Annotated in this window: 21 protein-coding genes; 9 read left to right on the top strand and 12 right to left on the bottom strand. The window is 43.8% G+C overall.

Annotated elements, in window-relative coordinates; genetic code table 11:
* Positions 1–225: 225 nt before the first annotated feature.
* From GVO62_RS10485 to purM, 3 genes are read right to left on the bottom strand one after another with little or no spacing between them, the layout of a single operon-like run.
* Positions 226–972 carry a DUF3108 domain-containing protein gene (locus GVO62_RS10485; protein ID WP_236547125.1) on the bottom strand — a complete coding sequence of 249 codons (747 nt, stop codon included), beginning with the start codon at positions 970–972 and terminating at the stop codon, positions 226–228.
* Positions 932–1,582 (bottom strand): phosphoribosylglycinamide formyltransferase, encoded by a 651-nt coding sequence (purN, locus tag GVO62_RS10480; RefSeq protein ID WP_159119153.1) that lies wholly within the window; start codon positions 1,580–1,582, stop codon positions 932–934. Before purN ends, GVO62_RS10485 begins: the two co-directional genes overlap by 41 nt.
* On the bottom strand, positions 1,579–2,619 hold the full coding sequence (gene purM, locus GVO62_RS10475; protein ID WP_159119150.1) for a phosphoribosylformylglycinamidine cyclo-ligase: 1,041 nt from the start codon (positions 2,617–2,619) through the stop codon (positions 1,579–1,581). The genes purN and purM overlap by 4 nt, the downstream gene beginning before the upstream one ends.
* A gap of 301 nt (positions 2,620–2,920) precedes the next feature.
* Between purM and GVO62_RS10470 the strand changes: the two genes are divergently transcribed.
* Together GVO62_RS10470 and hda are read left to right on the top strand one after the other, a co-directional pair.
* On the top strand, positions 2,921–4,360 hold the full coding sequence (locus tag GVO62_RS10470) for a DUF2066 domain-containing protein (protein WP_159119148.1): 1,440 nt from the start codon (positions 2,921–2,923) through the stop codon (positions 4,358–4,360).
* A 6-nt stretch (positions 4,361–4,366) separates the two neighbouring features.
* A complete protein-coding gene (hda, locus tag GVO62_RS10465) occupies positions 4,367–5,110 on the top strand; it encodes a DnaA regulatory inactivator Hda (protein WP_159119146.1) in 744 nt (247 codons plus the stop codon).
* Between the two features lie 74 nt (positions 5,111–5,184).
* Here hda and GVO62_RS10460 read toward each other — a convergent pair whose 3' ends face one another.
* From GVO62_RS10460 to arsC, 4 genes are all read right to left on the bottom strand, one after another.
* The gene (locus GVO62_RS10460; protein ID WP_236547124.1) at positions 5,185–7,152 is read right to left on the bottom strand and encodes a hypothetical protein; all 1,968 of its coding nucleotides are present in this window, start codon (positions 7,150–7,152) and stop codon (positions 5,185–5,187) included.
* 108 nt (positions 7,153–7,260) lie between these two features.
* Positions 7,261–7,683, bottom strand: a complete 423-nt coding sequence (locus GVO62_RS10455; RefSeq protein WP_120959129.1) for a DUF2069 domain-containing protein — start codon at positions 7,681–7,683, stop codon at positions 7,261–7,263.
* 50 nt (positions 7,684–7,733) lie between these two features.
* Positions 7,734–8,336: an NAD(P)H:quinone oxidoreductase gene (gene wrbA, locus GVO62_RS10450; protein WP_159119144.1), complete on the bottom strand. Its 603-nt coding sequence runs from the start codon at positions 8,334–8,336 to the stop codon at positions 7,734–7,736.
* The gene (gene arsC, locus GVO62_RS10445) at positions 8,336–8,689 is read right to left on the bottom strand and encodes an arsenate reductase (glutaredoxin) (protein WP_159119142.1); all 354 of its coding nucleotides are present in this window, start codon (positions 8,687–8,689) and stop codon (positions 8,336–8,338) included. The genes wrbA and arsC overlap by 1 nt, the downstream gene beginning before the upstream one ends.
* A gap of 231 nt (positions 8,690–8,920) precedes the next feature.
* Here arsC and GVO62_RS10440 point away from each other — a divergent pair, with 231 nt between their 5' ends.
* Positions 8,921–9,430 carry a TlpA family protein disulfide reductase gene (locus GVO62_RS10440; protein ID WP_159119141.1) on the top strand — a complete coding sequence of 170 codons (510 nt, stop codon included), beginning with the start codon at positions 8,921–8,923 and terminating at the stop codon, positions 9,428–9,430.
* Between the two features lie 13 nt (positions 9,431–9,443).
* Here the strand turns inward: GVO62_RS10440 and GVO62_RS10435 are convergent, their stop codons facing one another.
* Complete coding sequence (locus tag GVO62_RS10435) at positions 9,444–10,907, bottom strand: M48 family metalloprotease (RefSeq protein WP_105931409.1); 1,464 nt, start codon at positions 10,905–10,907, stop codon at positions 9,444–9,446.
* A 327-nt stretch (positions 10,908–11,234) separates the two neighbouring features.
* On the opposite strand from GVO62_RS10435, the gene GVO62_RS10430 reads away from it, so the two are divergent.
* Positions 11,235–12,308: an AI-2E family transporter gene (locus GVO62_RS10430; protein WP_159119139.1), complete on the top strand. Its 1,074-nt coding sequence runs from the start codon at positions 11,235–11,237 to the stop codon at positions 12,306–12,308.
* A gap of 119 nt (positions 12,309–12,427) precedes the next feature.
* Here GVO62_RS10430 and bcp read toward each other — a convergent pair whose 3' ends face one another.
* Together bcp and GVO62_RS10420 are read right to left on the bottom strand one after the other, a co-directional pair.
* Positions 12,428–12,892 (bottom strand): thioredoxin-dependent thiol peroxidase, encoded by a 465-nt coding sequence (bcp, locus tag GVO62_RS10425; RefSeq protein WP_159119137.1) that lies wholly within the window; start codon positions 12,890–12,892, stop codon positions 12,428–12,430.
* Positions 12,870–13,433, bottom strand: coding sequence for a glycine cleavage system protein R (locus GVO62_RS10420; protein WP_159119135.1), 564 nt, complete (start codon positions 13,431–13,433; stop codon positions 12,870–12,872). Before GVO62_RS10420 ends, bcp begins: the two co-directional genes overlap by 23 nt.
* Before the next feature lie 178 nt (positions 13,434–13,611).
* On the opposite strand from GVO62_RS10420, the gene dapA reads away from it, so the two are divergent.
* The 5 genes from dapA (at position 13,612) to GVO62_RS10395 (ending at position 20,169) form a co-directional block, all read left to right on the top strand.
* The gene (gene dapA, locus GVO62_RS10415; RefSeq protein ID WP_159119133.1) at positions 13,612–14,496 is read left to right on the top strand and encodes a 4-hydroxy-tetrahydrodipicolinate synthase; all 885 of its coding nucleotides are present in this window, start codon (positions 13,612–13,614) and stop codon (positions 14,494–14,496) included.
* Between the two features lie 12 nt (positions 14,497–14,508).
* Positions 14,509–15,612: an outer membrane protein assembly factor BamC gene (gene bamC / locus GVO62_RS10410; protein ID WP_159119131.1), complete on the top strand. Its 1,104-nt coding sequence runs from the start codon at positions 14,509–14,511 to the stop codon at positions 15,610–15,612.
* Between the two features lie 12 nt (positions 15,613–15,624).
* Positions 15,625–16,338 carry a phosphoribosylaminoimidazolesuccinocarboxamide synthase gene (gene purC, locus GVO62_RS10405; protein WP_159119129.1) on the top strand — a complete coding sequence of 238 codons (714 nt, stop codon included), beginning with the start codon at positions 15,625–15,627 and terminating at the stop codon, positions 16,336–16,338.
* 324 nt (positions 16,339–16,662) lie between these two features.
* Positions 16,663–17,535 carry a DMT family transporter gene (locus GVO62_RS10400; RefSeq protein ID WP_159119127.1) on the top strand — a complete coding sequence of 291 codons (873 nt, stop codon included), beginning with the start codon at positions 16,663–16,665 and terminating at the stop codon, positions 17,533–17,535.
* A gap of 300 nt (positions 17,536–17,835) precedes the next feature.
* Positions 17,836–20,169: a sensor domain-containing phosphodiesterase gene (locus GVO62_RS10395; protein WP_159119125.1), complete on the top strand. Its 2,334-nt coding sequence runs from the start codon at positions 17,836–17,838 to the stop codon at positions 20,167–20,169.
* Positions 20,170–20,209: 40 nt separating this feature from the next.
* Here GVO62_RS10395 and GVO62_RS10390 read toward each other — a convergent pair whose 3' ends face one another.
* Together GVO62_RS10390 and GVO62_RS10385 are read right to left on the bottom strand one after the other, a co-directional pair.
* Positions 20,210–21,307: an NADH:flavin oxidoreductase gene (locus GVO62_RS10390; protein WP_159119123.1), complete on the bottom strand. Its 1,098-nt coding sequence runs from the start codon at positions 21,305–21,307 to the stop codon at positions 20,210–20,212.
* A gap of 303 nt (positions 21,308–21,610) precedes the next feature.
* On the bottom strand, positions 21,611–21,925 hold the full coding sequence (locus GVO62_RS10385; RefSeq protein ID WP_159119121.1) for a hypothetical protein: 315 nt from the start codon (positions 21,923–21,925) through the stop codon (positions 21,611–21,613).
* Positions 21,926–22,162: the final 237 nt, after the last annotated feature.

The following is a 22,162-nucleotide window of genomic DNA, read 5'->3' as shown; positions in this document are numbered from 1 at the left end:
TATTAACAACGTGATAAATAGTAGGCTTTAACCGAGGACCTTAACTAAGTATAGTTATAAATTCTTTTAACTATATGAATTATTGTTGTAGGACCACATCACTATTTTGGTGAAATGGCTTGAGCGAAAAAAAAGCGCCGACTGGGAAGTAGCGGCGCATTTTTGTATTGAATGTAAAAAGGCGACGAAGGTTCGAGGGCAGCAAGCGCCACTCATCAAGTCAGGTTACTGCATTTCGAACGATCTGAGTTTAATATCGCCTTGTTCGTCACCTTCTTTAAACTGTTGCAGTCTAACAAGCGTGTAGTTCAGTGATGGTGCAAACCATGCAAACGTTTCTCTCGTTTTCGATTCTCGAATAAGTTTAACCTTCACTGTTTCTATTTTGCCATACGGTAAAGACAGCACTTCTTCGTCCACAACCTGAACGCCGTAGTGTCTTAGCTCGCCACGATAGTTCACAAAATTATAGTCTAGCGATGTTTCACCTTGCGCTAAGCGTTTAGCGAGGTCGATTCGGTAAATCTGGTTATCGAACTCGCCGTTCCACTCAAACGTGTCGCCGTTTTCGACTGAAATTTTACCTTCGCCCTGATGGCTAAACGTTACTTTCAATTCTTTATCCGGACCAGTGCCTGAGCGATTATAGTAGTACTCTGAGGGAACAACCGTGTTGTCATCTATAGTGAAAATAGAATGTTCACTGCGCTTGTCCGACAAAAAGAATTTAGACACTTTAGACGTATAAATAAGCGAATATTGCTGATTGCCTAATTCAGAAAGCTCTATATTTGCTTCACCGACATCGTCTCCCCACTTATAAGCGGTATAAGTCGCTTTGTAGGGCTGTAGTGGTAATTGTGCAGTACTGTCTGTCTGGGAGGCGGCTACATTCAGCGATATAGCCAAAAGAAAACTCAGCCCGAGAGGTTTAGTCGTTTGCATAACCAGATTCTGGAAGTTCTTGCTCATCTAAAACTGCCTTATTGTTTCGCATCGAAAGTCGACCGGCACTAAACCAAGATAGCACAAGCGGATAGATGCGGCGTTCTTGTTCCTGAACACGCTCAGCCAAATCGCTGGCGGTGTCTTCTTCAAACACCGGTACGCGACTTTGAATGATAACTGGACCACCATCAAGTTCTGGCGTAACAAAGTGCACGCTTACACCGTGTTCTTCGTCGCCATTGTCAATAGCTCGCTGATGCGTATTCAATCCTTTGTACTTCGGCAACAAAGATGGATGAATGTTCACTAATTTTCCAGTGAAGCTGTCTACAAACTCTGGCGTTAATATACGCATGAAGCCTGCAAGCACTACGCAGTCGGCACCAAAAGCATTAATTTGGGCTTTGAGTGCTTCGTCGTAAGACTCTCTGGAGTCGAAAGTAGTGTGATCTAAGCATATCGCTTCGATCCCAGCTTCTTTAGCACGCTCTAACCCGTAAGCATTCGGTCTGTTGCTGATAACACCACTTATTTGGGCGTTGAGACGCCCAGCTGTTATCTCGTCAATAATTGCTTGTAAATTACTTCCGTTTCCAGAAATAAGCACACATAGTTTGGTTACAGAATTACTCACGCGTTGATCTCTACTTGCTCATCGCCGTCTTTAGCTGCGATATCGCCAATAACCCACGCATTTTCACCGTGCTGCTTCAGAATATCCAATGCTTGGTCTGTATCTGTCTCGTCAACAACGATAACTAGGCCCACGCCACAGTTAAAGGTGCGATACATTTCATGACGCGTAACGTTTCCGTTTTCCTGTAACCAAGAGAAAATTTCAGGCCATGTCCACGTGCTTTCATCAATAACCACTTTCGCATCTTCAGGTAGCACGCGAGGGATATTTTCCCAAAAACCACCGCCAGTAATGTGTGAAATAGCACTTACCTTTACTTTTTCAAGTAACGCTAATACTGACTTAACATAAATGCGTGTTGGCGCTAATAAGTGATCAATAATTGGCTTGCCGCTTAAATCTGCGTTAACGTCTGCGCCGCTTACTTCAATAATTTTTCTTACTAATGAATAGCCGTTTGAGTGCGGACCCGATGAACCAAGAGCAATCAGTTTTTGACCAGGTTTGACATTGGTTCCGTCAATCACGTTGTCGGCTTCAACGACACCGACGCAAAAACCGGCAATGTCATAGTCGCCGTCGTGATACATGCCCGGCATTTCTGCGGTTTCACCACCAATTAGCGCGCAACCTGCTTGCTCACAGCCTGCTCCAATACCTGTTACCACAGACGCTGCAACATCCACATCGAGCTTACCAGTGGCGTAGTAGTCAAGGAAAAACAGAGGCTCTGCACCTTGTACGATCAGGTCGTTTACACACATAGCCACTAAGTCTATACCTACGCCGTCGTGACGGTTTGCATCCATTGCAACTCTTAGTTTTGTACCCACGCCATCTGTACCCGAAACAAGTAGCGGCTTCTTATATTTAGTAGGCAGTTCGCACAAAGCACCAAAGCCGCCCAAATTACCTTTTACTTCTGGTCTATGGGTTTTTTTGGTAACAGATTTAATGCGTTCAACAAGTTGATTACCTGCATCGATATCTACGCCTGCATCTTTGTAACTTAAAGAGGTTTTATTTTCGCTCACGGTTGGGCCCTGAAACTAAGAGGTAGAAAACCGCGGATTCTACCAGCAAGTCGGCACAAGTCCAATTTGTGACGGCTATTTTATGTGCTTTTTGATCTTTTTTATTTTATGGATGAAATTAAATGCAATATAAAAGACAATAGAACGCTACTTTTGGTGAACATCTTGCTTTATAAAATGTTTCGCCTCAAAGGTAGGGGCATGCAGTGCGGCAGTTAAATCGTTTTATCGCGCAGCGGTATAGTCGATTAATGGCGGGTTAGCTAGGTAAGGATTTGATTTGAGAGAGTATGGAGTGTCAATGTTAACGGCAGTAAAACGCAATATCAGTGGGACCAACAAAAAGAGACAACGCTCTAAATGTATTTTAGGTCTTTCATTGATTGCACTGCTGAGCTATACAAGCCCTGCACTGGCTTCTCAGCGTATTGTGGTAAACGAAGCGCAGATTCAGGTGGAAGACCAATCTCAGCGAACTCAACAAGCTGCCCAGAAAAAGGCATTACAGCAAGTACTCGTGAAAATGTCTGGAAGTACAGGTGTATTAGAAAATGCCGGCGTTCGTGCTGTGCTAACGTCACCTCAGTCTTTGCTTCGCTCTTACCGTTTTTCTTTCGAGAACGGCAAAACTTACTACGTCGCCGAATTTGACCAACCTAAGCTTAACGAATTACTTCAAAGAGAAATGCTTCCACTATGGGGGGACAGGCGTCCAGAGACTATTGTGTGGCTGGCCAAAGAAGACGATAACGACGCCAGAGTCATTTTAGATGAGTCACTAGACACTGAACTACAGCGTGCCCTTAAACAAACGGCAAAAGAGCGAGGCGTTCCCCTTAGTTTACCGCTAATGGATCTCACCGACAGTGTGAATATTTCTTCTTATGACGTATGGGGGCGTTTCGCCGGTCCATTGCGCAAGGCGTCCGCTCGTTACAGCGTAGATAACATCATAGGGGCTCGCGTATATCGCAATGACGCCAGTGCAATTCCAGACCTGCCTGAAAATGTTGTGCCATCGGGAACTGTTGAATCACTAGATGATGTGCTTCTTGATGAAACACAAAGCGATGAGCAGGGGACTGAATCTTCTGAGCCTTCAGCAGGTACTTCGGAGCCTTCAGCAGGCGGGCAAGACGGATTTAGTAGCGAAATAAACCCCATGCAAGATCAGCATGCCACTCAGTACAACACGTTACAAGAAAACACTCCAAGCAAGCAGTCGGATAGCGTGACGCCTTCACTGATTGATACCAGCAGCAACACAACCCTTCCATTTACCATGGATGAATTTGCTGATTATGCGAAACGTGCTAGCGAAGGTGAATACGCACTTGATTGGGTGTTCATAGGCGGAGGCAAGGTCAGTTACGGCAGTATTTATGGGGATTCTCCCGAAGCATTAGGTAGTCAACTCATTGATGCTTACTCAAATTACCTCTCTTCTCTTTATGCCATCGTTGGCATTGAGGCGTCAGAGCGTGAAGTGGTAAATGTATCAATCGCTAACATTGGATCAATAAGCAGCTATGCCTCCGCAACTGATTATCTCAACAGTTTAAGCGTTATCGAAAACGCATCGTTAATTGAGCAATCAGGCACTGTGGCCACTTATTCATTGACACTAATTGGCACCTATGACGATTTACTCAACAGTATAAAACTTGAGAGTAAACTTCGTCCTGTTACTGATGCGTACGGACAAACCGTTGAAGGGCACAGTTTCTATTGGAGTAACTAATTTAGCATGCAACTGCCTTTGCCTGTAACGCTACCCGTTGACGAGAACTTCGATAGTTTCGTTAATACGGGCAATGAAGAAGTGGTTTCGATACTTGAGCAGATCGCTGCTGGGCTTCCATATTGGCGGGAGTCTTACGAGTTAGGGCCATTATCGTCACTGCAGTTACCCTTGCTCACTCTATTAGGAAGCAGTGCTACTGGTAAAAGTCATTTGCTGTTCGCCACGTGTCATCAATTGGCCGATAAAGCAGTAAGTCACCTCTATCTCAATTTAAATGATTACCAGTCATGGTCACACGACATTTTTGAGGGGCTTGAAAACCTCTCACTTATTGCGCTCGATAATATTCACGCAATTTCCGGTGATATGGTGTGGGAAGAAGCACTATTTGACTTGCTAAACAGGGTTGTCGAAACCAAGCGTGCATTGGTTATATGTACTAGCCACCTAGGCCCGTCCAACCCTGCGTTTATACTTCCCGATCTGCGGTCCCGTCTTGCTTGGGGTGTGATATATCATGTAAATCGACTTGATGATGCAGGGCGAGAAGAAGCGGTTCGCCTTCGTGCGGAAGAACGCGGCTTGAAACTTTCTAAACAAGCGCGACAGTTTCTTTTACATCACAGTGAACGCGATTTAAAAAGCTTGATGTCGTTACTGGCACGATTAGATACCCGTTCATTGCAAGAACAAAAGCGGCTTTCAGTTGCTATGGTTAAGCGAGAATTGGATCTCGGTGAACAGTGACTCTTTAAAGGCTATATTACCGACACTTTCATCAACCAACTGAAACGCAACAAACTCGTTCAATAAACAATACCTTACCGATGCCCATTTCTGTCGTTAAATCGTGATGTAGTTTTGAATTCTTCACTAACCGTCATGGTATTATCTTCGTCTACGTCAACTATTGGTTCGGCAGCATCAATAAATACGCTAACACCAGCTACTTGTTCATCTGGGTTCACACTAGATGCAGAGTCACGCCAAGTAATGTTGGTAGGGAGCATGAAAGGAGCAGGCAATGAAGCCTGAATGGTAGGAACGTCCAAATCAGGCAACAACCTACTTGCTACGTAGTCGAGGCGCATGGTGACATTATCATCACTTATGCGATTGCGCTGCGCCCAGGTCGGTACAAAAGTGCCATCATCCAGCGTATCCCGTGTAAATACGCCAACGTCTGCTTCGGCGCTCAAGCGGTAAAGCATCATAAAGCGTTCAAAGAGCATAGCAAGGTCTTCGCGTTCGGTGAAATAAGCATAGAAATCTACCGCACCATCGTCCTCAAACCAATTGGCAACTTGTTGTGCAGTGTAATTACGCTGCGCATTAGATGCTGTAGCGCCGCCGAACCTTACGTCCGCCAGTGCGTGTAGTTGAGAAGAAGTAAGAGGCAGAGCAGACGTCAACCCTGTTGAAATTGGGGAGCGGTCGTCATAAGACGAAAGCGGGCTTGCGCTATCATTTAATTGTTGCCACTCGGTATAGTCAAAAAAGTCGTTGGCGTGCGTGAGTTCATGATACAAAAGGTAGCTCAGCGCCGCCTCAACATCAGCTCCGTTTCTAGGCTGCCGTTGGGCTACATTTGATGTGCTGATAATTGGAAAATAATATTCGCCATTTTTCACGTAGCGCCACGTTGTAGTAAAGTCGAGTTCGTTGCCGAAACCACTCCTATAGTCTGGGCGCGTATTCAACGTATCCCGTTCTTGTGGGGTTCGCCAAAAATTATTCCCGTCCAGATAAATAGCGCCCGTAGCCACCCAATAAAACGAGGGGCGAATATCGTATGAGATAACCACGGCCGTTGTTGCTCGAAAAAGCTTCAGCATATCTTCTTGGGTGGCTGAAGTTTCCAAAAAGTCTTTGAAAGCATCACCCATCCAAGGGTGAGAAACATACGTTCTATCTAAAATATCGTCTATGGTTGGGCTTTCAGTCACCTGTCCGATCAGTGGTAAGCTTGAAAACGAGCAGCTATTTGCCACCTGATTATTGTAAACACACGCTTTTAGCGCGTCGGCGTAGGGGCTGTTCGTGCGATAGGGCATCATGTGGGCGCTAACGGTTTCGGGAAGACCTGTTTCGTCGTCTACAAAAAATCCGTTATTGTTGATATCAATATTTTTTACAAGTACTTGCGCTGTGTCCGTAAGCGCCTCGCCATTAGACAACATAACGGTACTTTCTATTTCTATTACGCTATCGCTATTGACGTTAGGCGCTTGAAAATAAATTGAGTGAGAGTAATCGCCATCATCAAAGGTAAATTGACTCACTGATGGTCCGGACTTCTGACGCCATTCAATGGCAGTGATCGCTAAGTTACCTGCGTTTACTGTATCTACACGCAAGGAAACGCGACCGCCCTCAGAGGCTTCATGCCCGAGGCGTAAAGCTGCCAGTGGTGCGTTATTTTCGGCGACCTGTAGCGTGATACTGTCAGTCAACCGAGAGCCATTTACAAGCTCAGCGTTAACCGTAATGTCGTAACTACCGGCAGAAAGTGCGTCGAAACCAATAGTTTGTGTATGCGCGTTGAGCGGTTGTTGTGAGAGGCCTGTCACTTGCCATTCTATGCTGCTTATCTCTGCACCCGCTGGCGCTGACACAGCAAAATCGACGGAATCACCAGCTTTCGCATTTTCAGCGCCTAAAATGTTTATCGACAAGGGCGCTGTGGGCGTTGAAGGTGGGGCATTATTGTCAGAGCCTGAGCCGCCACAGGCGGTAAGTAACGTTAATGGTACTACACACCACACTAACACTGGTACTTTGCACTTCATTTTAACCCCTCGTAAAATTCAACACTGTAGGCCCCGCACTTGCACATTACTGGGTATTATTTCTGAGTGTTATTTCTGAGCATTATTTCTGAGTGTTATTTCTGAGTATTACTGCGAGCCCTGCTCAAAGCGCGCTTTCTCTTCTTCCATTTCGTCTTTTAGCTTTTTTATACCTAAGCCAAGTTCTCTGCCACGTTTTCTTGCAAATGCGGCACAGCCAACGAACATACCCGTGCACAACAGTATTTCTACCACAGCATACCAACGTTCATCAGGAACGGCATAGGCTACAGTACATCCGTGAATAAGATAAAAAAGAACGACGAAGTTAGCCCACGCATGTGTATATGGCTTACCCTTCAATACGCCCCAATAAGGTAACAATAAAGGCAAAATATAAAATAGGGCAATAAATAGGGGCGAGTACGTATGCATTTTAGTAAACGTAAATTGCCATAATGTTATCCAAACAATAAGCCCAGTGTGACTGATGAGTGCTAGATAGCGAAAAAAACGCGTATCTGATGCCATGTTAATTCTCCGATGAAATTGTGTTTCAAATTGTCTTTAAAATTTCGCTATTAGGTTTTCTGCTCGAGTTTTTTCGCCAGCATGGCCAGACGCTTGCCCTGCGCAAGGCATAATGCCTTTTCATCTGCGCTGAGCCTTTCAGGTGTTTTTTGCCCTGAATGTGCCACATGCGTTGCGCCATAGGGCGAACCGCCCGTTGTTGTGCTGTGCAATTCCGGCTCGCTGTACGGCAAGCCGCAAATCACCATGCCATGATGCATAAGCGGGATCATCATTGAAAGAAGCGTAGATTCCTGGCCGCCATGCATGGATGAAGAAGAAGTAAATACACATGCAGGCTTATTTATAAGCGAACCTTTTAACCATTGACTGCTGGTCGAATCTAAAAAGTGTTTCACTGGCGCAGCCATATTGCCAAAACGTGTAGGACTACCTAACGCCAGGCCACTACACTGTTCAAGTTCTTGAAGCGTGACTTCTGGAACCAAATCTGACGCATTCGCCTCGGTGTCCTCATCCTGTACGTCGTGAATACGCTTCACTGTGCGCACAATAACCGGCATATCCTCAGAAGAAACACCTTGTGCGATGGCATCGGCCAGTCGCTTGGTGCTGCCATGGCGGCTGTAATAAAGAACGAGTATAGGATGCACTATAGTATTTCCAAGACTGATTCGGGTGGACGGCCAATTCGCGCACTATCACCGTTAACAACGATTGGACGTTCTATTAACTTTGGTGTCGATGGCATTGCCTCGAATAACGCATCGTCATTTACTGTGCTGTCACCTAAATTGGCGTCTTTATATTCGTTTTCTTTTGTACGCATCATCTCTCTGACCGATTCAACGTTAAGTTTTTTAAATATATCTTTTAGTTCTTGAACTGAGAGAGGGCGCTTTAAATACTCAACGATAACGGGCGAGATGCCTTGCTCTTGCAAAAGAGAAAGGGTTTGTCTGCTCTTTGAGCAGCGCGGGTTATGGATAATCGTAATGGCCGTCATAGATGCTCCTATTTGAGTGATCCTTTGAATTGGCGCGAACTATTGCGTTTTTGCCGAAGAATATCAAGCAGTTTACCGTTAAGTGGCATAGAGCGTGCAACTTTCTACAAACGGAAATAGGGGGAGGTGAGTTATCAACGCGCGTTGGTTGGTTTAAATTAGAATAGAGATAAAAAACGGAATCTGGCACTATATTTACAGGTAGCGCTATTAAACGAATAAGAACCTAATATGAGTGTATCAGACACCCAATCCACTGTTGCGAAAGCCAAACTCTTCGTCTTTACGTTATTAATAGCGAGTGCAGCTCTCGCCGGTTTATTTACCTATCAATACCTTCAGCACGATTTTGAAACTTTAGATGGAAAAACATACCGCTGGAAAGGGTTAGAAGGGCAGTGGATAGTCGTAAATTATTTCGCCCCATGGTGCGCACCATGCCTTCGTGAAATGCCCGAATTAGCGATTTTCAATTCATCGTTGCCAGAAAAAACGCAACTTTTTGCGATTAATTACGACCCCAAATCTGCAAGCGAACTGGCTGAAATGACAAAGGAGTTTAATATTACCATTCCTGTCATCGTCAGTTCACAAAACACGAAACTGCCGATGAAAAAGCCACCTTACTTGCCAGCCACATTTATCATTGGGCCAGACGGGAAGGTAATTGATACCATTATGGGAGAGTTAACCGCTGATAACTTAAAACAGCGCCTCGAAATACTCAAAGGCGCTAATTAACAAGGGAAAGGCGCTAAAGCCTTTCTAGCCTTTCTTCCTGGTCTCTAAACTGCTTTATTCGTGCCCTTATTCGTTGCTTTTCTAAATGGTCTTCGCCAGCAAAGTTATAGGCATACTGTAACTCATCTACTGCACGGTTATAGGCGCCGTAGAGGGCATAGACTTCAGCTTTGCTCTGATGCATTTGAGAAAAGCGCTTAGACTTCTGATACGCTTCACTCATTAGTTGATGCGCAATTTGATAATCTTTCTTCACAAGTAAAAAGTCTTTAAGCAAGGAAATTGCATCGTCGTACTTTTGTGCACTGATATATGCATTCGCTTGATTAAGTGCCAATACTTGATTTCGAGGGTTATGTGTAACGTGTGGGCTCAGCAATTCGACAGCTTTAAGCGGTTCACCGAGCGAAATATAAATGTCGGTCAAAGCGTCAAGATAGAAAAGGTTATTGCTATCACCTGCAATAAGCTCGTCCATTATATTTTTGGCTTTCTCGGTTTGTTCTTCGCGCATGTAGGCCAGTGCCAGCCCATAAAGTGATGCTTCTTTACTGCGCTGAACGTTTTGTTGCACTGCGGCTTCAAAATATTCAACCGCGTAATCGGCTTTGAATGAATAACGGGCTTTGATACGTGCTTTGGCCAACTCAAATTGCTTATTGATAGGGAGATATCTGCGCGGGTAGTCTCCAGCTCTACTTCTTGCATCAGCAATACGCGTTTCCGTTAATGGGTGCGTAAGAAGGCGCGCAGGTGGTCGTGAGACCATCCGGTACTCTTCGGCCATGGTAGAAAAGAATGACGCGGCAGCAGTAGGGTCAAAGCCTGCTCTAGCTAGCATGGAGATACCAATCCGGTCGGCTTCTTGCTCATTGGTTCGGGTATAATCAATTTGTAGCTGAGCAGATGCTGCAGAGCCGGCCTGCATTGCTGCAATACCTGCTTCTGGATTAGCCATGGCAATAAGCACACCACCAATAAGTGACGCCAACGCCAGCGGTGATGAACGCTGCTGCGCCTGCATCCGCCGGGCAATGTGTCTTTGAGTAACGTGCGAAATTTCGTGCGCTAGCACGGAGGCTAATTCACTTTCATTTTCTGCTCGCCGCATCAACCCGGTATGAACGCCAATGTGTCCGCCAAAAAATGCGAAGGCATTAATCGCATCATTGTTCACCCAAAAAAATTCAAAGGGAAATTTAGCATTGTCGGCATGAACAACTAAACGGTTTCCTAAATCCTGCAAGTATTCGTCCAACACAGGGTCTGATATAACAGGACTTTGTCCGCGCATTTGACGCATAACGGCGTCGCCCACAATCATCTCTTTATCGAGTGATATGGCATCTGAGGCAACAACGCCAATTTCAGGAAGCGCGTTTTTATTGCTGTATTTGGCATCTTGTGCAACAGCCGTTAAGCTCGAAGTGAGCATGAAGGAAAGGGCAAACAAAGATGCTGAAAACTTTTTTCTCATGAACCTACAATCATTGTACACGGTTAATACTGCATAACGCTTAGAGCGCTAAGTTGCTAAACAGTTTCAAATTTTATTTTTTTCTAACATACATTCATCTTGGATAGACATAATGCCGAAGTTGTCTCGCTTATACTATGTTATTTGAAGCAAACTCTGTTTCTTTTAACAATATTTACTTAAAAACAGCTTAATACCCAACATTACATACGATGAAATCATCATACCAGTTTGATTTTCAAAGATTCTTAAGTTCTCCTTATTGCTAACTGCTAGTGCTATCAACTATGATGCGTGTCCTATTCTTAGTAATTTCTGGGCGTTTATATGATTAGCGTTTTTGGTCGTTGGTACCGACGCAAATTTTCCGATCCTGATGCAGCGATGCTGCTTATTCTTATTCTCTTAACTACGGCCGTCTTGCTGTTATGGGGCGGATTAATCATGCCGGTGCTGGTAGCGGCAGTGATTGCCTATTTACTAGATTGGCCGGTTTGCAGACTGGTAAATATTGGCGTGGGAAGAACCGTTGCTTGCGGGATCGTGATGTTAGGTTTTATTACCATCACCATTTTTACGCTTATCGGTTTAGTGCCCATCATATCAAAACAAAGCGTTAATCTTATCCAAGAGACTCCACTTATTTGGCAAAAGGCCCAAGAGTGGATATTAACGCTACCTGAAAAATATCCTGACTATGTGCAGGTATATCAAATACATCAAATGATGGAAGGGCTTAACGAAAAGCTTGTTGAAGTGGGCGAAACCCTTATTTCCGCATCGTTTAGTAACATTGCCAACTTTGCTGCGCTGCTTGTATACATGGTACTCGTGCCTTTAATGGTATTTTTCATGTTGAAAGATAAGCTTTTCTTCTTAGAGAGCATATCTCGTTTGCTACCAAAAGAGCGCCGGCTAATCACCCAAGTTGGTCACGAAATGAACGCGCAAATTGCTAACTATATTCGCGGTAAAGTCATTGAGATCATTATTGTCGGTGCAGTAAGTTGCGTCACGTTTGTGTTGATGGATCTGCGCTATGCAATACTACTTGGTGTGTTGGTTGGCTTTTCTGTACTTATTCCCTACATCGGCGCGGCTGTGGTAACCATCCCCGTGGCGGTGGTAGCGATGTTTCAATGGGGAATATCCCCAGAGTTTTGGTATTTAATGATAGCTTACGGCATTATTCAGGCATTAGACGGCAACCTATTGGTGCCGCTGCTTTTCTCCGAAGCAGTAAGTTTGCATCCCCTTTATATTATTGTCGCGGTATTAGTGTTCGGTGGTTTGTGGGGTTTTTGGGGCGTGTTTTTCGCTATTCCATTGGCCACGCTGGTTAAGGCTGTGATAACGGCTTGGTCGAGTAATCCAGTTGTCATACCTGAACAAGCTGGATAACGTTGTCAAAGTTGCTTCAAATGCCATGAAGATTGTGATGATGACAATGTGATGACAAATAAAAAAGCCTCGGGCGTTTTAAACGCCCGAGGCTTTTTTGAATATCGTGCCAAGTGGTCTTAGCTATTTAAGTAATCTAAAACCACGGTGTGGTGGTCTTTTGTTTTAAATTTATTAAATACGTGTTCCACAACGCCATTTTCATCAATCAAGAATGTTAGACGGTGAATGCCATCATATTCTTTGCCCATGAATTTTTTAGGGCCCCATACGCCAAACGCGTCTGCAACGGCGTGGTCTTCGTCAGAAAGCAGCGTAAAATTCAGGTTTTCTTTCTCGATAAACTTTGGGAGACGTTTAACTGCATCAGGACTAATCCCAAGAACAACCACATTTTTATCTTGGAGTTCTTGGTTTACATCTCGTAAACCCTGTGCCTGAACGGTGCATCCTGGCGTCATGGCTTTAGGGTAAAAATACACTAATACTTTTTTGCCCTTAAAATCGCTAAGGGAAACGGTTTGATCATCTTGGTTCTGCAATGAGAATTGCGGCGCAACATCACCAGCTTGTAACGTTTTCATTGGGATCCTTTTTCTGTTTGTCTACTACTTTGCCCGTCACGTTTAACGAAGCAAACAGGGCCATTAGATCAGTTTCTAAACTGTCCACGTTTTCATCGGAAGGGAGAGAGACCACGAATTTACATCGCATATTGTCCTTACCGGTTACTTTATCCTTAAAAGTGCGCTGCCGAAATGCGCTTATCATGGCGTATCGTTCTGCAAAAAAGCCAGTTACAGACTTAATAAGACCCGCAGCATCTTCACCACTAAATTCAACGTTAAAAAGATGGGCTAAGTTCTGTTTTTCATGGTGACTTGTTCGCTTCATCATCGATAGCAAATTAAGTCGCTGGAACAGAGCTGGAAGAAAACACTCCGCCTTGGTAATTGCGCTTTGTGTCCCTTCAATAATCATGGTCAAAGAGAACTCTTTGCCATATATGGCTTGTCGACTATCAAGAATATTGCACTGCGCTTCTGATACTGTCGTAGCAATTTCACTTAATATGCCCGTATTGTCTGTACCCAGAATGGTGACGATAAGTTGGTGTTTCGACATCTACTTCACTTCAATGGTAACAATGACGGGATGTTAGCACAGAGTTTTTTTAGAAGTCAGTGCATTTTTGTTGCCTTTGAATAAGATATTGTCAAATTCTTGTCATTTTACATGCGCTATTACTTGTGTTTAAGCACTGACATATTTACCATGTGCGCTCACATTTTGCGGAGAGATTATGTTTACTGGTAGTTACGTAGCACTCGTCACGCCGATGCTCGAAAACGGCGACATTGATTACAAGTCTTTAGAGAAACTTGTGAAGTTTCATGTAGAGCAGGGTACTCACGGTATAGTGTCAGTTGGTACTACTGGTGAGTCGGCAACGTTACCTTTTGATGAGCATATAAATGTAGTCAAGGAAACCGTTGCTATTGCGTCAGGTGCAATACCTGTTATCGCTGGTAGCGGTGCAAACTCTACTGCAGAAGCAATATTCCTCACGGAACAGCTTGGTTCAACAGGTATTGACGGCTTTTTAAGCGTGGTACCTTATTACAACAAGCCTCAGCAGGCCGGTATGGTTGCTCACTTCAATGCGATTGCAGACGCCAGTGATTTACCCGTTATTTTGTACAATGTGCCCGGCCGCACAGTAGCAGATATGTTGCCTGAAACCGTTGCCACATTATCTGCGCATTCGAATATTGTTGGCTTGAAAGACGCAACTGGCAGTATTGAACGTCTTAAAGCAACGCAGCCTCTTGTACCGGATAATTTTGTGTTGTTAAGCGGCGACGACGGCACCAGCTGCGAATTTATGCGTGAAGGTGGTCACGGCGTTATATCAGTGACGGCGAATATTGTACCCAAGGCCATTGCGCAAATGTGTGAAGCAGCGCTTGCTAAAGATTTTGACAAGTGTCGCGACATTGATGAAACAATCAAGTTGCTACACAGCGAACTATTTATAGAGCCAAATCCAGTAATGCCTAAGTGGGCGTTATATAAAATGGGCATGATGGAAAGTGCTGTTATGCGCTTACCAATGGTTTTACCGGAACTATCAAGCCAAAAACGTATCGAAGAACTACTAAAAAAATACGCATTGATTTCTGGTTAATAAGGAACACAGATGAAAAGAACGCTGGCTATAGCAAGTTCAGTAGCGATGGTTGCACTTGCAGGTTGTTCAAGCCAAATAGATAGAAAGACCGCGTCGGGCAGCTACGAATATTTAAAAACGAAAGAAGAGAAGTCGTTAGAAGTACCTTCTGATCTAGAAAAGCCTACATTCTCACGGGAATTCGAAGTACCTGCATTAGGCGAGAACGCTGATGCTGATTTTGTTGGGAAGTCACTGATGGTACGCTCGCCAGCTTTAGTTTTGCCCCTTGTGACTGGCTCACATGTTGAAGAAGGTAAAAGTTCAGCCACGATTTGGTTTGACCAAGTCGATGACAGTCAGCCGTTAAGCCAAGCTATTTGGAATTCGCTATTAAGCTTCTTGGATGAGCAGGGTATTGGTGTTGATAAATTCAGCCCTGAAGAAAAAGTGCTGGTTACTGACTGGATAGTGATTAAAAAAGAAATCGATGGGCCCTGGTACAGTTTCACTGATGAAGAAAGTGAAATAGGTGAGCGTTTCGAGTTTAAACTAGACGTCAAACCACATGGACGAAGTGCTGCGCTTACGGTAGATCTTAAAGATTACATGCAAACCTTGAATGGCGACGTCATTGCTGAAGTATCCTCTATGGAAGAGCGACGAGAAGAAGTCGAGGTGCTTAATCAAGTGATTGGTCATTACGAGTACCAAATTCAATTGGCTGAAACTCGACGCATTGCGCGTATACGTCAAGGTATTCAAACCGAGATGGGCTTCAATGACGACGGCGACGCCACTTACATTGTTGAAGCGCAATATGACGTAGCGTGGCCTAGAATGTTGCTTGTGCTGCGCAAACTTGGTTTTGATGTAAAAGATTTAGATAAATCTAACGGCCTGCTCTTTGTCACCTATAATGGAGATCAAGGTAGCTGGTGGGATGGTTTATTCTCAGGCGATGATCAACTCCTTAAGAAGGGCGATTATCGTTTGAAAGTTGCAAAAGCGGGTGCAAATCGCACATCAGTGACTTTCATGAATAATGAAAGCGTGCCGTTTGAAGCAAATCAGGTTTCCGACCTTTACAGCGCCTTTGCTGAGGTCATGTCAGAAGATAATCTTGATATATAACTGAGACTGAGAATGGAAAAACGCGACGAGCTTTACCGCGGTAAAGCAAAAACTGTTTATTACACTGATGATAGCGATAAATTGATCCTTCACTTTAGAAACGACACTTCGGCGTTTGACGGTGAAAAAATTGAGCAGTTAGATCGCAAGGGTGAAGTGAATAATAAGTTTAATCACTTTATTATGACGAAGCTTGAAGAGGCTGGTATTGCAACGCAAGTTGAAGCACTGGTGTCTGATACTGAGTCTTTAGTTAAAAAGCTCGACATGATCCCCGTTGAGTGTGTGGTGAGAAACTTGTCTGCAGGTTCATTGGTTCGCCGACTAGGTGTTGAGGAAGGCAAAGAACTGAATCCACCTATTTTCGAGTTTTTCCTTAAAAACGATGCGCTGCACGACCCTATGGTTAATGATTACCATATTTTATCGTTTGGCTGGGCCACAGAGTCTCAAATTGCTGAGATGAAAGCATTAACGTTCAAAGTGAACAGCGTGCTAAAAGCGCTGTTTGATGAAGCGGGTATGTTACTTGTGGACTACAAACTAGAGTTTGGCGTTGATAAAGATGGCAACATCGTTTTAGGTGATGAATTTACGCCAGATGGTTGTCGACTGTGGGATAAAGATACCCGTAAGAAGATGGACAAAGACAGATTCAGACAAGGCTTAGGGTCTGTTGTTGAGACCTACATAGAAGTGGCAGAACGTTTAGGCTTATCGCTATAACTGGAACCACTTCTTCAGTTAATTTTCAAAAAGAGGACCAAAAGGTCCTCTTTTTTATTCCGGATTTGCGAATAAGTTATACCCGTCCGCATAGGTCATTACGCACTCAGCGAGAGTTAAAATGTTCGTAATCGCTGCGTGTTACCGCAGGTACAATGGTTCTATATCGTGGTGGCACAACAAAGAGTACGGACATAACGATTTAGCATCTCCCTAGTAATTTGAAGGCACACAGACGTGACGTTAAACAACCTGCTTCCATCGCTATATCTAAATAAGCTATTGTAGATAAAGAAAAATGAGAGCGTATTAAGGAATGAATCTGTGTTTAAGACTTTTTCATTAGTAACTTTGGCTATGGTTGCATTTGCGGCCAATTCACTGTTGTGTCGAATGGCACTTGCCAATACGTCGATAGACCCTGCCAGCTTTACTATATTGCGTTTAATGAGCGGTGCCATAGCTTTAGTCGTTCTCTCGTTAATATCACAAAGCCGAAAGAGCAACGTTGAGACACCAATAAAATTTTGGCATGACCTAAACAGCAATGCTAGTGTGCTTGGTGGTGTCTCCCTGTTTGTTTATGCAATATGTTTCTCATACGCATATATTTCTATGTCAACCGGCACTGGGGCCTTGTTACTGTTCGGTGCTGTCCAGCTAACGATGATATCAGTGGGCCTGTTCAAGGGAGAACGATTTGAGAAGCTGCAGTGGCTTGGTTTTGTGTTAGCGTTTGCGGGGTTGATCATCCTACTTCTTCCGGGAGCTTCGGCGCCATCTTTAATGTCAGGTATTATAATGACGACCGCAGGTGTTGCGTGGGGAGTATATTCTCTGTTAGGTAAAAGAAGTGCGTCTGCACTAATGTCTACGTCGGGCAACTTTATTTATGCTGCTTTGTTTTGTATTCCTATACTGGTTGTTTCGTACCTAAATTTGGGTGGGTTTACGCAAGATAAAGTCGGAATTTATTATGCGCTTACTTCGGGCATTTTTGCATCAGGGTGCGGCTATGCAATTTGGTATAGCGCTTTGCCGCTCGTTAAATCGACAACCGCGGCCACGGTGCAGTTGAGTGTTCCCGTACTCGCTTCGATTATGGGATGGATAGTCTTAGGCGAGGCGTTGACAATGCAAATATTGATCGCTTCTATCATTACGCTAGGCGGCATTTCGCTCGTAATTAGAAAATAGTGATAACACGTCTCGCTATCATTAGGCGTTTAACATTTCCTTTTTCTGGTTGTATATTAAAAAGCCATTATACTAATGGGCAATACTTGAAGCGTTTTTGAGTGATACTCTAGTGAATACGATTTTTCTTAATAAACGTGAAAAATTTAATTGTTCAAATTCTGATATATAAGTACTTTTCTGTTCCGGCGTTTAAGAGTATCGAATAGAGAATACTCTCCGACATGAACATAGGATAATACCCATGGGTATAAACGCTAAACATTGACGGCGGGCGTTCCCTTTGCGAAGGAGTAAGTTTTGCAATTACCCCCACCCATTTTAAACGATGATGAAAGAGTTAAAGCGGTAGAACGACTGGGGTTACTCGACACCCTGCCGGAAGAACGCTTTGATCGATTAACCCGATTAGCGTCAAGCATCTTTGGATGTCATTTCGCGACAATTACCTTTATTGACGCCGAAAGGCAGTGGATTAAGTCTTCAGTTAATCTTGACTTGGGTGAAAGCGCCCGTGAACTTTCATTTTGCGCTCACACTATCGCACAAAATGAAGTGCTGGTCGTTACTGATACCTGCAATGACAAACGTTTTAGAAATCACCCTTACGTAACTGGCTGCCCACATATTCGTTTTTATGCTGGGGTCCAACTCATGGCAGAAGGCCAACCCGTTGGAGCATTGTGTGTTTTTGATACCGAAGCAAAACAGTTTGATGAAACAAGCATTGAACAATTAGGCAATTTAGGCAAACTCGTCGAATCAGAGCTTCAGCGGCAACAGGTTACTGAATTGTCTAATCAGTTGGAAGAGTATCAGCGTCGTCTTGCTCGCACGCAAAAAATAACGCGTGTAAGAAGTGCCATACTCGAAAAAGTAGTTAATGCAGTGTCTTTACAAGTTGTGCTCAACGACATTGTGTATGCCATTGAAACTGAATTTTCAGAACAGATATGCAGTATATTATTGTTAGAGGATGGCAAGCTTAAAAAAGGGGCTGCGCCGTCACTGCCTGATTTTTATAACGAAGCTATTAATGGCGTTGAGATAGGTGTTGGTGTTGGTTCCTGTGGAAATGCCGCAGCAACCAACACACTGACTATTGTAGAAGATATCAGCACGCATCCCTTTTGGGCTGCATGGAAGGGTCTGGCAGAAAAAGCTGGTGTAGGCTCATGTTGGTCACAACCCATTCAAGACTCTAAAGGTCAAGTTATCGGAACGTTCGCTATCTATCATAAAGAAAAAGCCGTTCCGTCGTCCGAAGAGATCATTTTAATTGGGCAGTTTGCACATATCGCAAGTATTGCTGTGGAAAGAGAGTTGGCCAAAGCGCTTATCTGGAAGCAGGCTAATTTCGATGTGTTAACTGGCCTACCTAATCGTAATTTAATGCTAGATCACCTGCAACTTGCCATGGTTTCGGCTGACCGTGATGAAGAGAAAGTCGCAGTAATTTTTCTAGATTTGGACAACTTTAAAGATATTAATGACGCACTTGGTCACGATCTTGGTGATAAATTACTGGTCGAGTGCGCAGAACGTATAAAAAAGGCGTTGCGAGCAAAAGATACTGTATCTCGGCTAGGTGGCGATGAGTTCATTATTATACTCAACGGTATTTCTGGATTGAGCTCCGTCGAAGCTGTCGTTCAAAAGATACTGGATGCTATTGCCAAACCATATATGTTGGACCTTCAAAGAGTTCACTCTAGCGCAAGTTTAGGAATTACTATCTATCCTGATGATGGTCGTGATGTAACTAACCTATTGAAGAATGCTGATCAGGCAATGTATGGCGCCAAGGGTAAAGGAAAAAATAGTTATCAGTATTACACTCATGAAATGCAGACGGCGGCTATTAAAAGGATCACCTTACTCAATGACCTGCGTTACGCCGTAAAGAACAAGGAGTTGTTTATTGAGTATCAACCTATCTGTAACTTTGACAGTAAAAAGGTTGTGAAAGCTGAGGCATTGCTAAGATGGCAGCATCCAGAAAAAGGCAGGATCCCGCCAGACGAATTCATTCCACTTGCCGAAGAGTCGGGACTTATTATTGAAATTAGTAATTGGGTTTTCGATGAAGTGTGCAGGAATATCAAGCATTGGAAGTCGCGCTTTTGTAGCGAACTACAAATAAGTATTAATACATCACCGAGCCAATATTTTAACGCAGAGTCGAATATCACTGAGTGGCTGAATTTACTGTTGGATAGAGGCATATCAGCGCGCTCCATTCTTTTAGAGGTTACGGAAAACTTGCTAATGGAAGCGAATGATATGGTGTCTAAAAAGCTGTTTGAATTTAGGCAGGCTGGTGTCGATATCGCACTTGATGACTTTGGTACAGGCTTCTCGTCTATTTCCTATCTTAAGAAATTCCCTACCGATTACATCAAAATAGACAAAAGCTTTGTAAAGTCTATGACGGACGTGAGCAACGATAAAGTACTGTGCGAGGCCATCATCGTGCTAGCTAAAAAGCTTGGAATTAGTGTGGTTGCAGAAGGTGTGGAAACACAGGAGCAGTATGACATCTTAAAGCGTATGGGGTGTGATTACGCGCAAGGTTATCTGATTGCTCGACCACTATCCGAGGCGGATTTCGAGTCTTTTCTTATAGCACATTAGCGCAACAGGCGTTGCGCTAGTCATAAACTTGCCAGAGCGTTTAAGAGAGCGTTGCAAGCGATTGACCCGAATATGTTTCAAGCGCTTCTGTTCGGTTTTCTTTTATCTTATTCGCCCAATTAGGGTCTTGAAGCAGCGCTCTACCCACAGCAACTAAATCAAATTCCTCAGCGTTTAGACGTTCAAGCAGATCGTCAACGGAACGAGTATCTGAGCCTTGACCTTTGAAGGCACCGAAGAAATCATCATTCAGTCCCACCGATCCAACGGTTATCGTAGGTTTTCCAGTTAGCTTTTTCGTCCAACCCGCAAGATTTAACTCGCTACCTTCAAATTCATTTTCCCAATAGCGTCGCTGAGAACAATGGAATATATCGACGCCAGCCTCACTCAATGGAGTCAAAAATTTTTCTAATTCTTGGGGTGATTGTGCTAGACGCGCGGTGTAGTCTTGTTGTTTCCATTGTGAATAACGAAGTACGATAGGGAAGTCGGGCGAAGTTGCGCTTCGAATAGCTTTGATAATCTCAACAGCAAAACGGCCACGGTTTTCCATGCTGCCACCCCAACTGTCAGTGCGTTGGTTCGTGCCTTCCCAGAAAAATTGGTCAACAAGATAACCATGAGCACCGTGTATTTCTATTCCGTCCATGCCAATGGCTTTTGCGTCGGAAGCAGCCTGAGCGAATGCTGCAATTACAGATTCAATATGCTCAACAGTCATAGGCTCGGCGCCTTGCTTACCTGGCTTGAAGAGACCAGAAGGCCCTGCACTTGGAAGTTCAGGGTAGGGCGCTTTTTCTGCAACACGAGCCATACCAACATGCCACAATTGAGGCATTATTTTTCCACCCGCGCTATGCACTTCATCAACTACATGTTTCCAACCTGTCAGCGCTTCTTCTCCATGAAATTGAGGGATGTTTTTATCCATCGTTGCGACTTTATCGTTAACCGTTGTTCCTTCAGTAATAATAAGGCCTGTTCCACCTTGTGCCCGACGTTTGTAGTACGCTGCAACGTCAGCCGTTGGAATGCCGTTGGGAGAAAATTGACGCGTCATCGGCGCCATTACAATACGATTAGTTAGTGAAAGATTACCTTGTGAATAAGGTTTAAACAGTGCGTTAGCTGCCATTATCTATTCCTGATTATTATTTCGTTTTTAAGATTTTATAAAGTCCCATAGGGGCTTTTAGGTCTTAGCATTGACAACATTGGTTTGACGGTGAAAGCATTTTATTTGTAGCAGACTTATTGCTTCATCGCATGTTGTGCTCAAAGTATTAAAGCAAATTCGAGAAACTAAAAAGAGCTTTGATAGCAGTCGATATTACTTGGGAGGAGGGCTAAGTCAATTTTCTAATGTTGATAGTAAATAATAAGTAAAAATGAACTATCGGGCGCACGATGCGGCGCCCTTGCTAAAACATCATCAATGTTAATCTAAGATTTCAACTATTTCTCTTGTGGCTTGAATAAGTCTTACCACTTTGTTTTCAATACGAACGGTAATTAAGCCGTCGTTATCTAATGGCACAACAACGCGAGCATGGCCGTAAATATCACGGTCTAGACGTTTGCCAACATCTAACTTTTTTTCCCAACCTGGGGGGAGTTCTCCTGTCCGCTCATATTTTTTTTCTATACCTGGTGGTAGTGAGTTACCCTCATGCGGGTTGGTTGGATTAGCGGTAGCGGGTAAGCTATTTAACGATATAGCGGCTGCAATACCTAGAATGGGTAAAATTTTCATTGTTCACCTCTCAAGTTACTTAAAAGCCCTGCATCTTCAACTTAGTCAATCATGTTACTCATGGATCCTAGAGCAGCGACGCTTTCGGTTCGAGCGCATTTAGGCCCGGTATTTAAAACAATTTTTAATTAATGTTGAAAATTAAAAATACTGATGTGGAAGAAGTAATGCGAAACCTGTACCAAAACGAAATTTTTGGCCTAAAGATCTAAAGTTATAATGATTGTCATGTTAACG

The organism is Alteromonas sp. KUL150 (genome assembly GCF_009811475.1).
GTDB lineage: Bacteria > Pseudomonadota > Gammaproteobacteria > Enterobacterales > Alteromonadaceae > Alteromonas > Alteromonas gracilis.
This window is presented reverse-complemented; position numbering and strand designations above follow the sequence as displayed.

Coding starts and splice junctions, on each gene's coding strand:
- GVO62_RS10485 (WP_236547125.1), bottom strand. CDS start 972: ATGAGCAAGAACTTCCAGAATCTGGTTATGCAAACGACTAAACCTCTC.
- GVO62_RS10470 (WP_159119148.1), top strand. CDS start 2,921: ATGTTAACGGCAGTAAAACGCAATATCAGTGGGACCAACAAAAAGAGA.
- hda (WP_159119146.1), top strand. CDS start 4,367: ATGCAACTGCCTTTGCCTGTAACGCTACCCGTTGACGAGAACTTCGAT.
- GVO62_RS10460 (WP_236547124.1), bottom strand. CDS start 7,152: ATGAAGTGCAAAGTACCAGTGTTAGTGTGGTGTGTAGTACCATTAACG.
- GVO62_RS10455 (WP_120959129.1), bottom strand. CDS start 7,683: ATGGCATCAGATACGCGTTTTTTTCGCTATCTAGCACTCATCAGTCAC.
- arsC (WP_159119142.1), bottom strand. CDS start 8,689: ATGACGGCCATTACGATTATCCATAACCCGCGCTGCTCAAAGAGCAGA.
- GVO62_RS10440 (WP_159119141.1), top strand. CDS start 8,921: ATGAGTGTATCAGACACCCAATCCACTGTTGCGAAAGCCAAACTCTTC.
- GVO62_RS10435 (WP_105931409.1), bottom strand. CDS start 10,907: ATGAGAAAAAAGTTTTCAGCATCTTTGTTTGCCCTTTCCTTCATGCTC.
- GVO62_RS10430 (WP_159119139.1), top strand. CDS start 11,235: ATGATTAGCGTTTTTGGTCGTTGGTACCGACGCAAATTTTCCGATCCT.
- bcp (WP_159119137.1), bottom strand. CDS start 12,892: ATGAAAACGTTACAAGCTGGTGATGTTGCGCCGCAATTCTCATTGCAG.
- GVO62_RS10420 (WP_159119135.1), bottom strand. CDS start 13,433: ATGTCGAAACACCAACTTATCGTCACCATTCTGGGTACAGACAATACG.
- dapA (WP_159119133.1), top strand. CDS start 13,612: ATGTTTACTGGTAGTTACGTAGCACTCGTCACGCCGATGCTCGAAAAC.
- bamC (WP_159119131.1), top strand. CDS start 14,509: ATGAAAAGAACGCTGGCTATAGCAAGTTCAGTAGCGATGGTTGCACTT.
- purC (WP_159119129.1), top strand. CDS start 15,625: ATGGAAAAACGCGACGAGCTTTACCGCGGTAAAGCAAAAACTGTTTAT.
- GVO62_RS10390 (WP_159119123.1), bottom strand. CDS start 21,307: ATGGCAGCTAACGCACTGTTTAAACCTTATTCACAAGGTAATCTTTCA.
- GVO62_RS10385 (WP_159119121.1), bottom strand. CDS start 21,925: ATGAAAATTTTACCCATTCTAGGTATTGCAGCCGCTATATCGTTAAAT.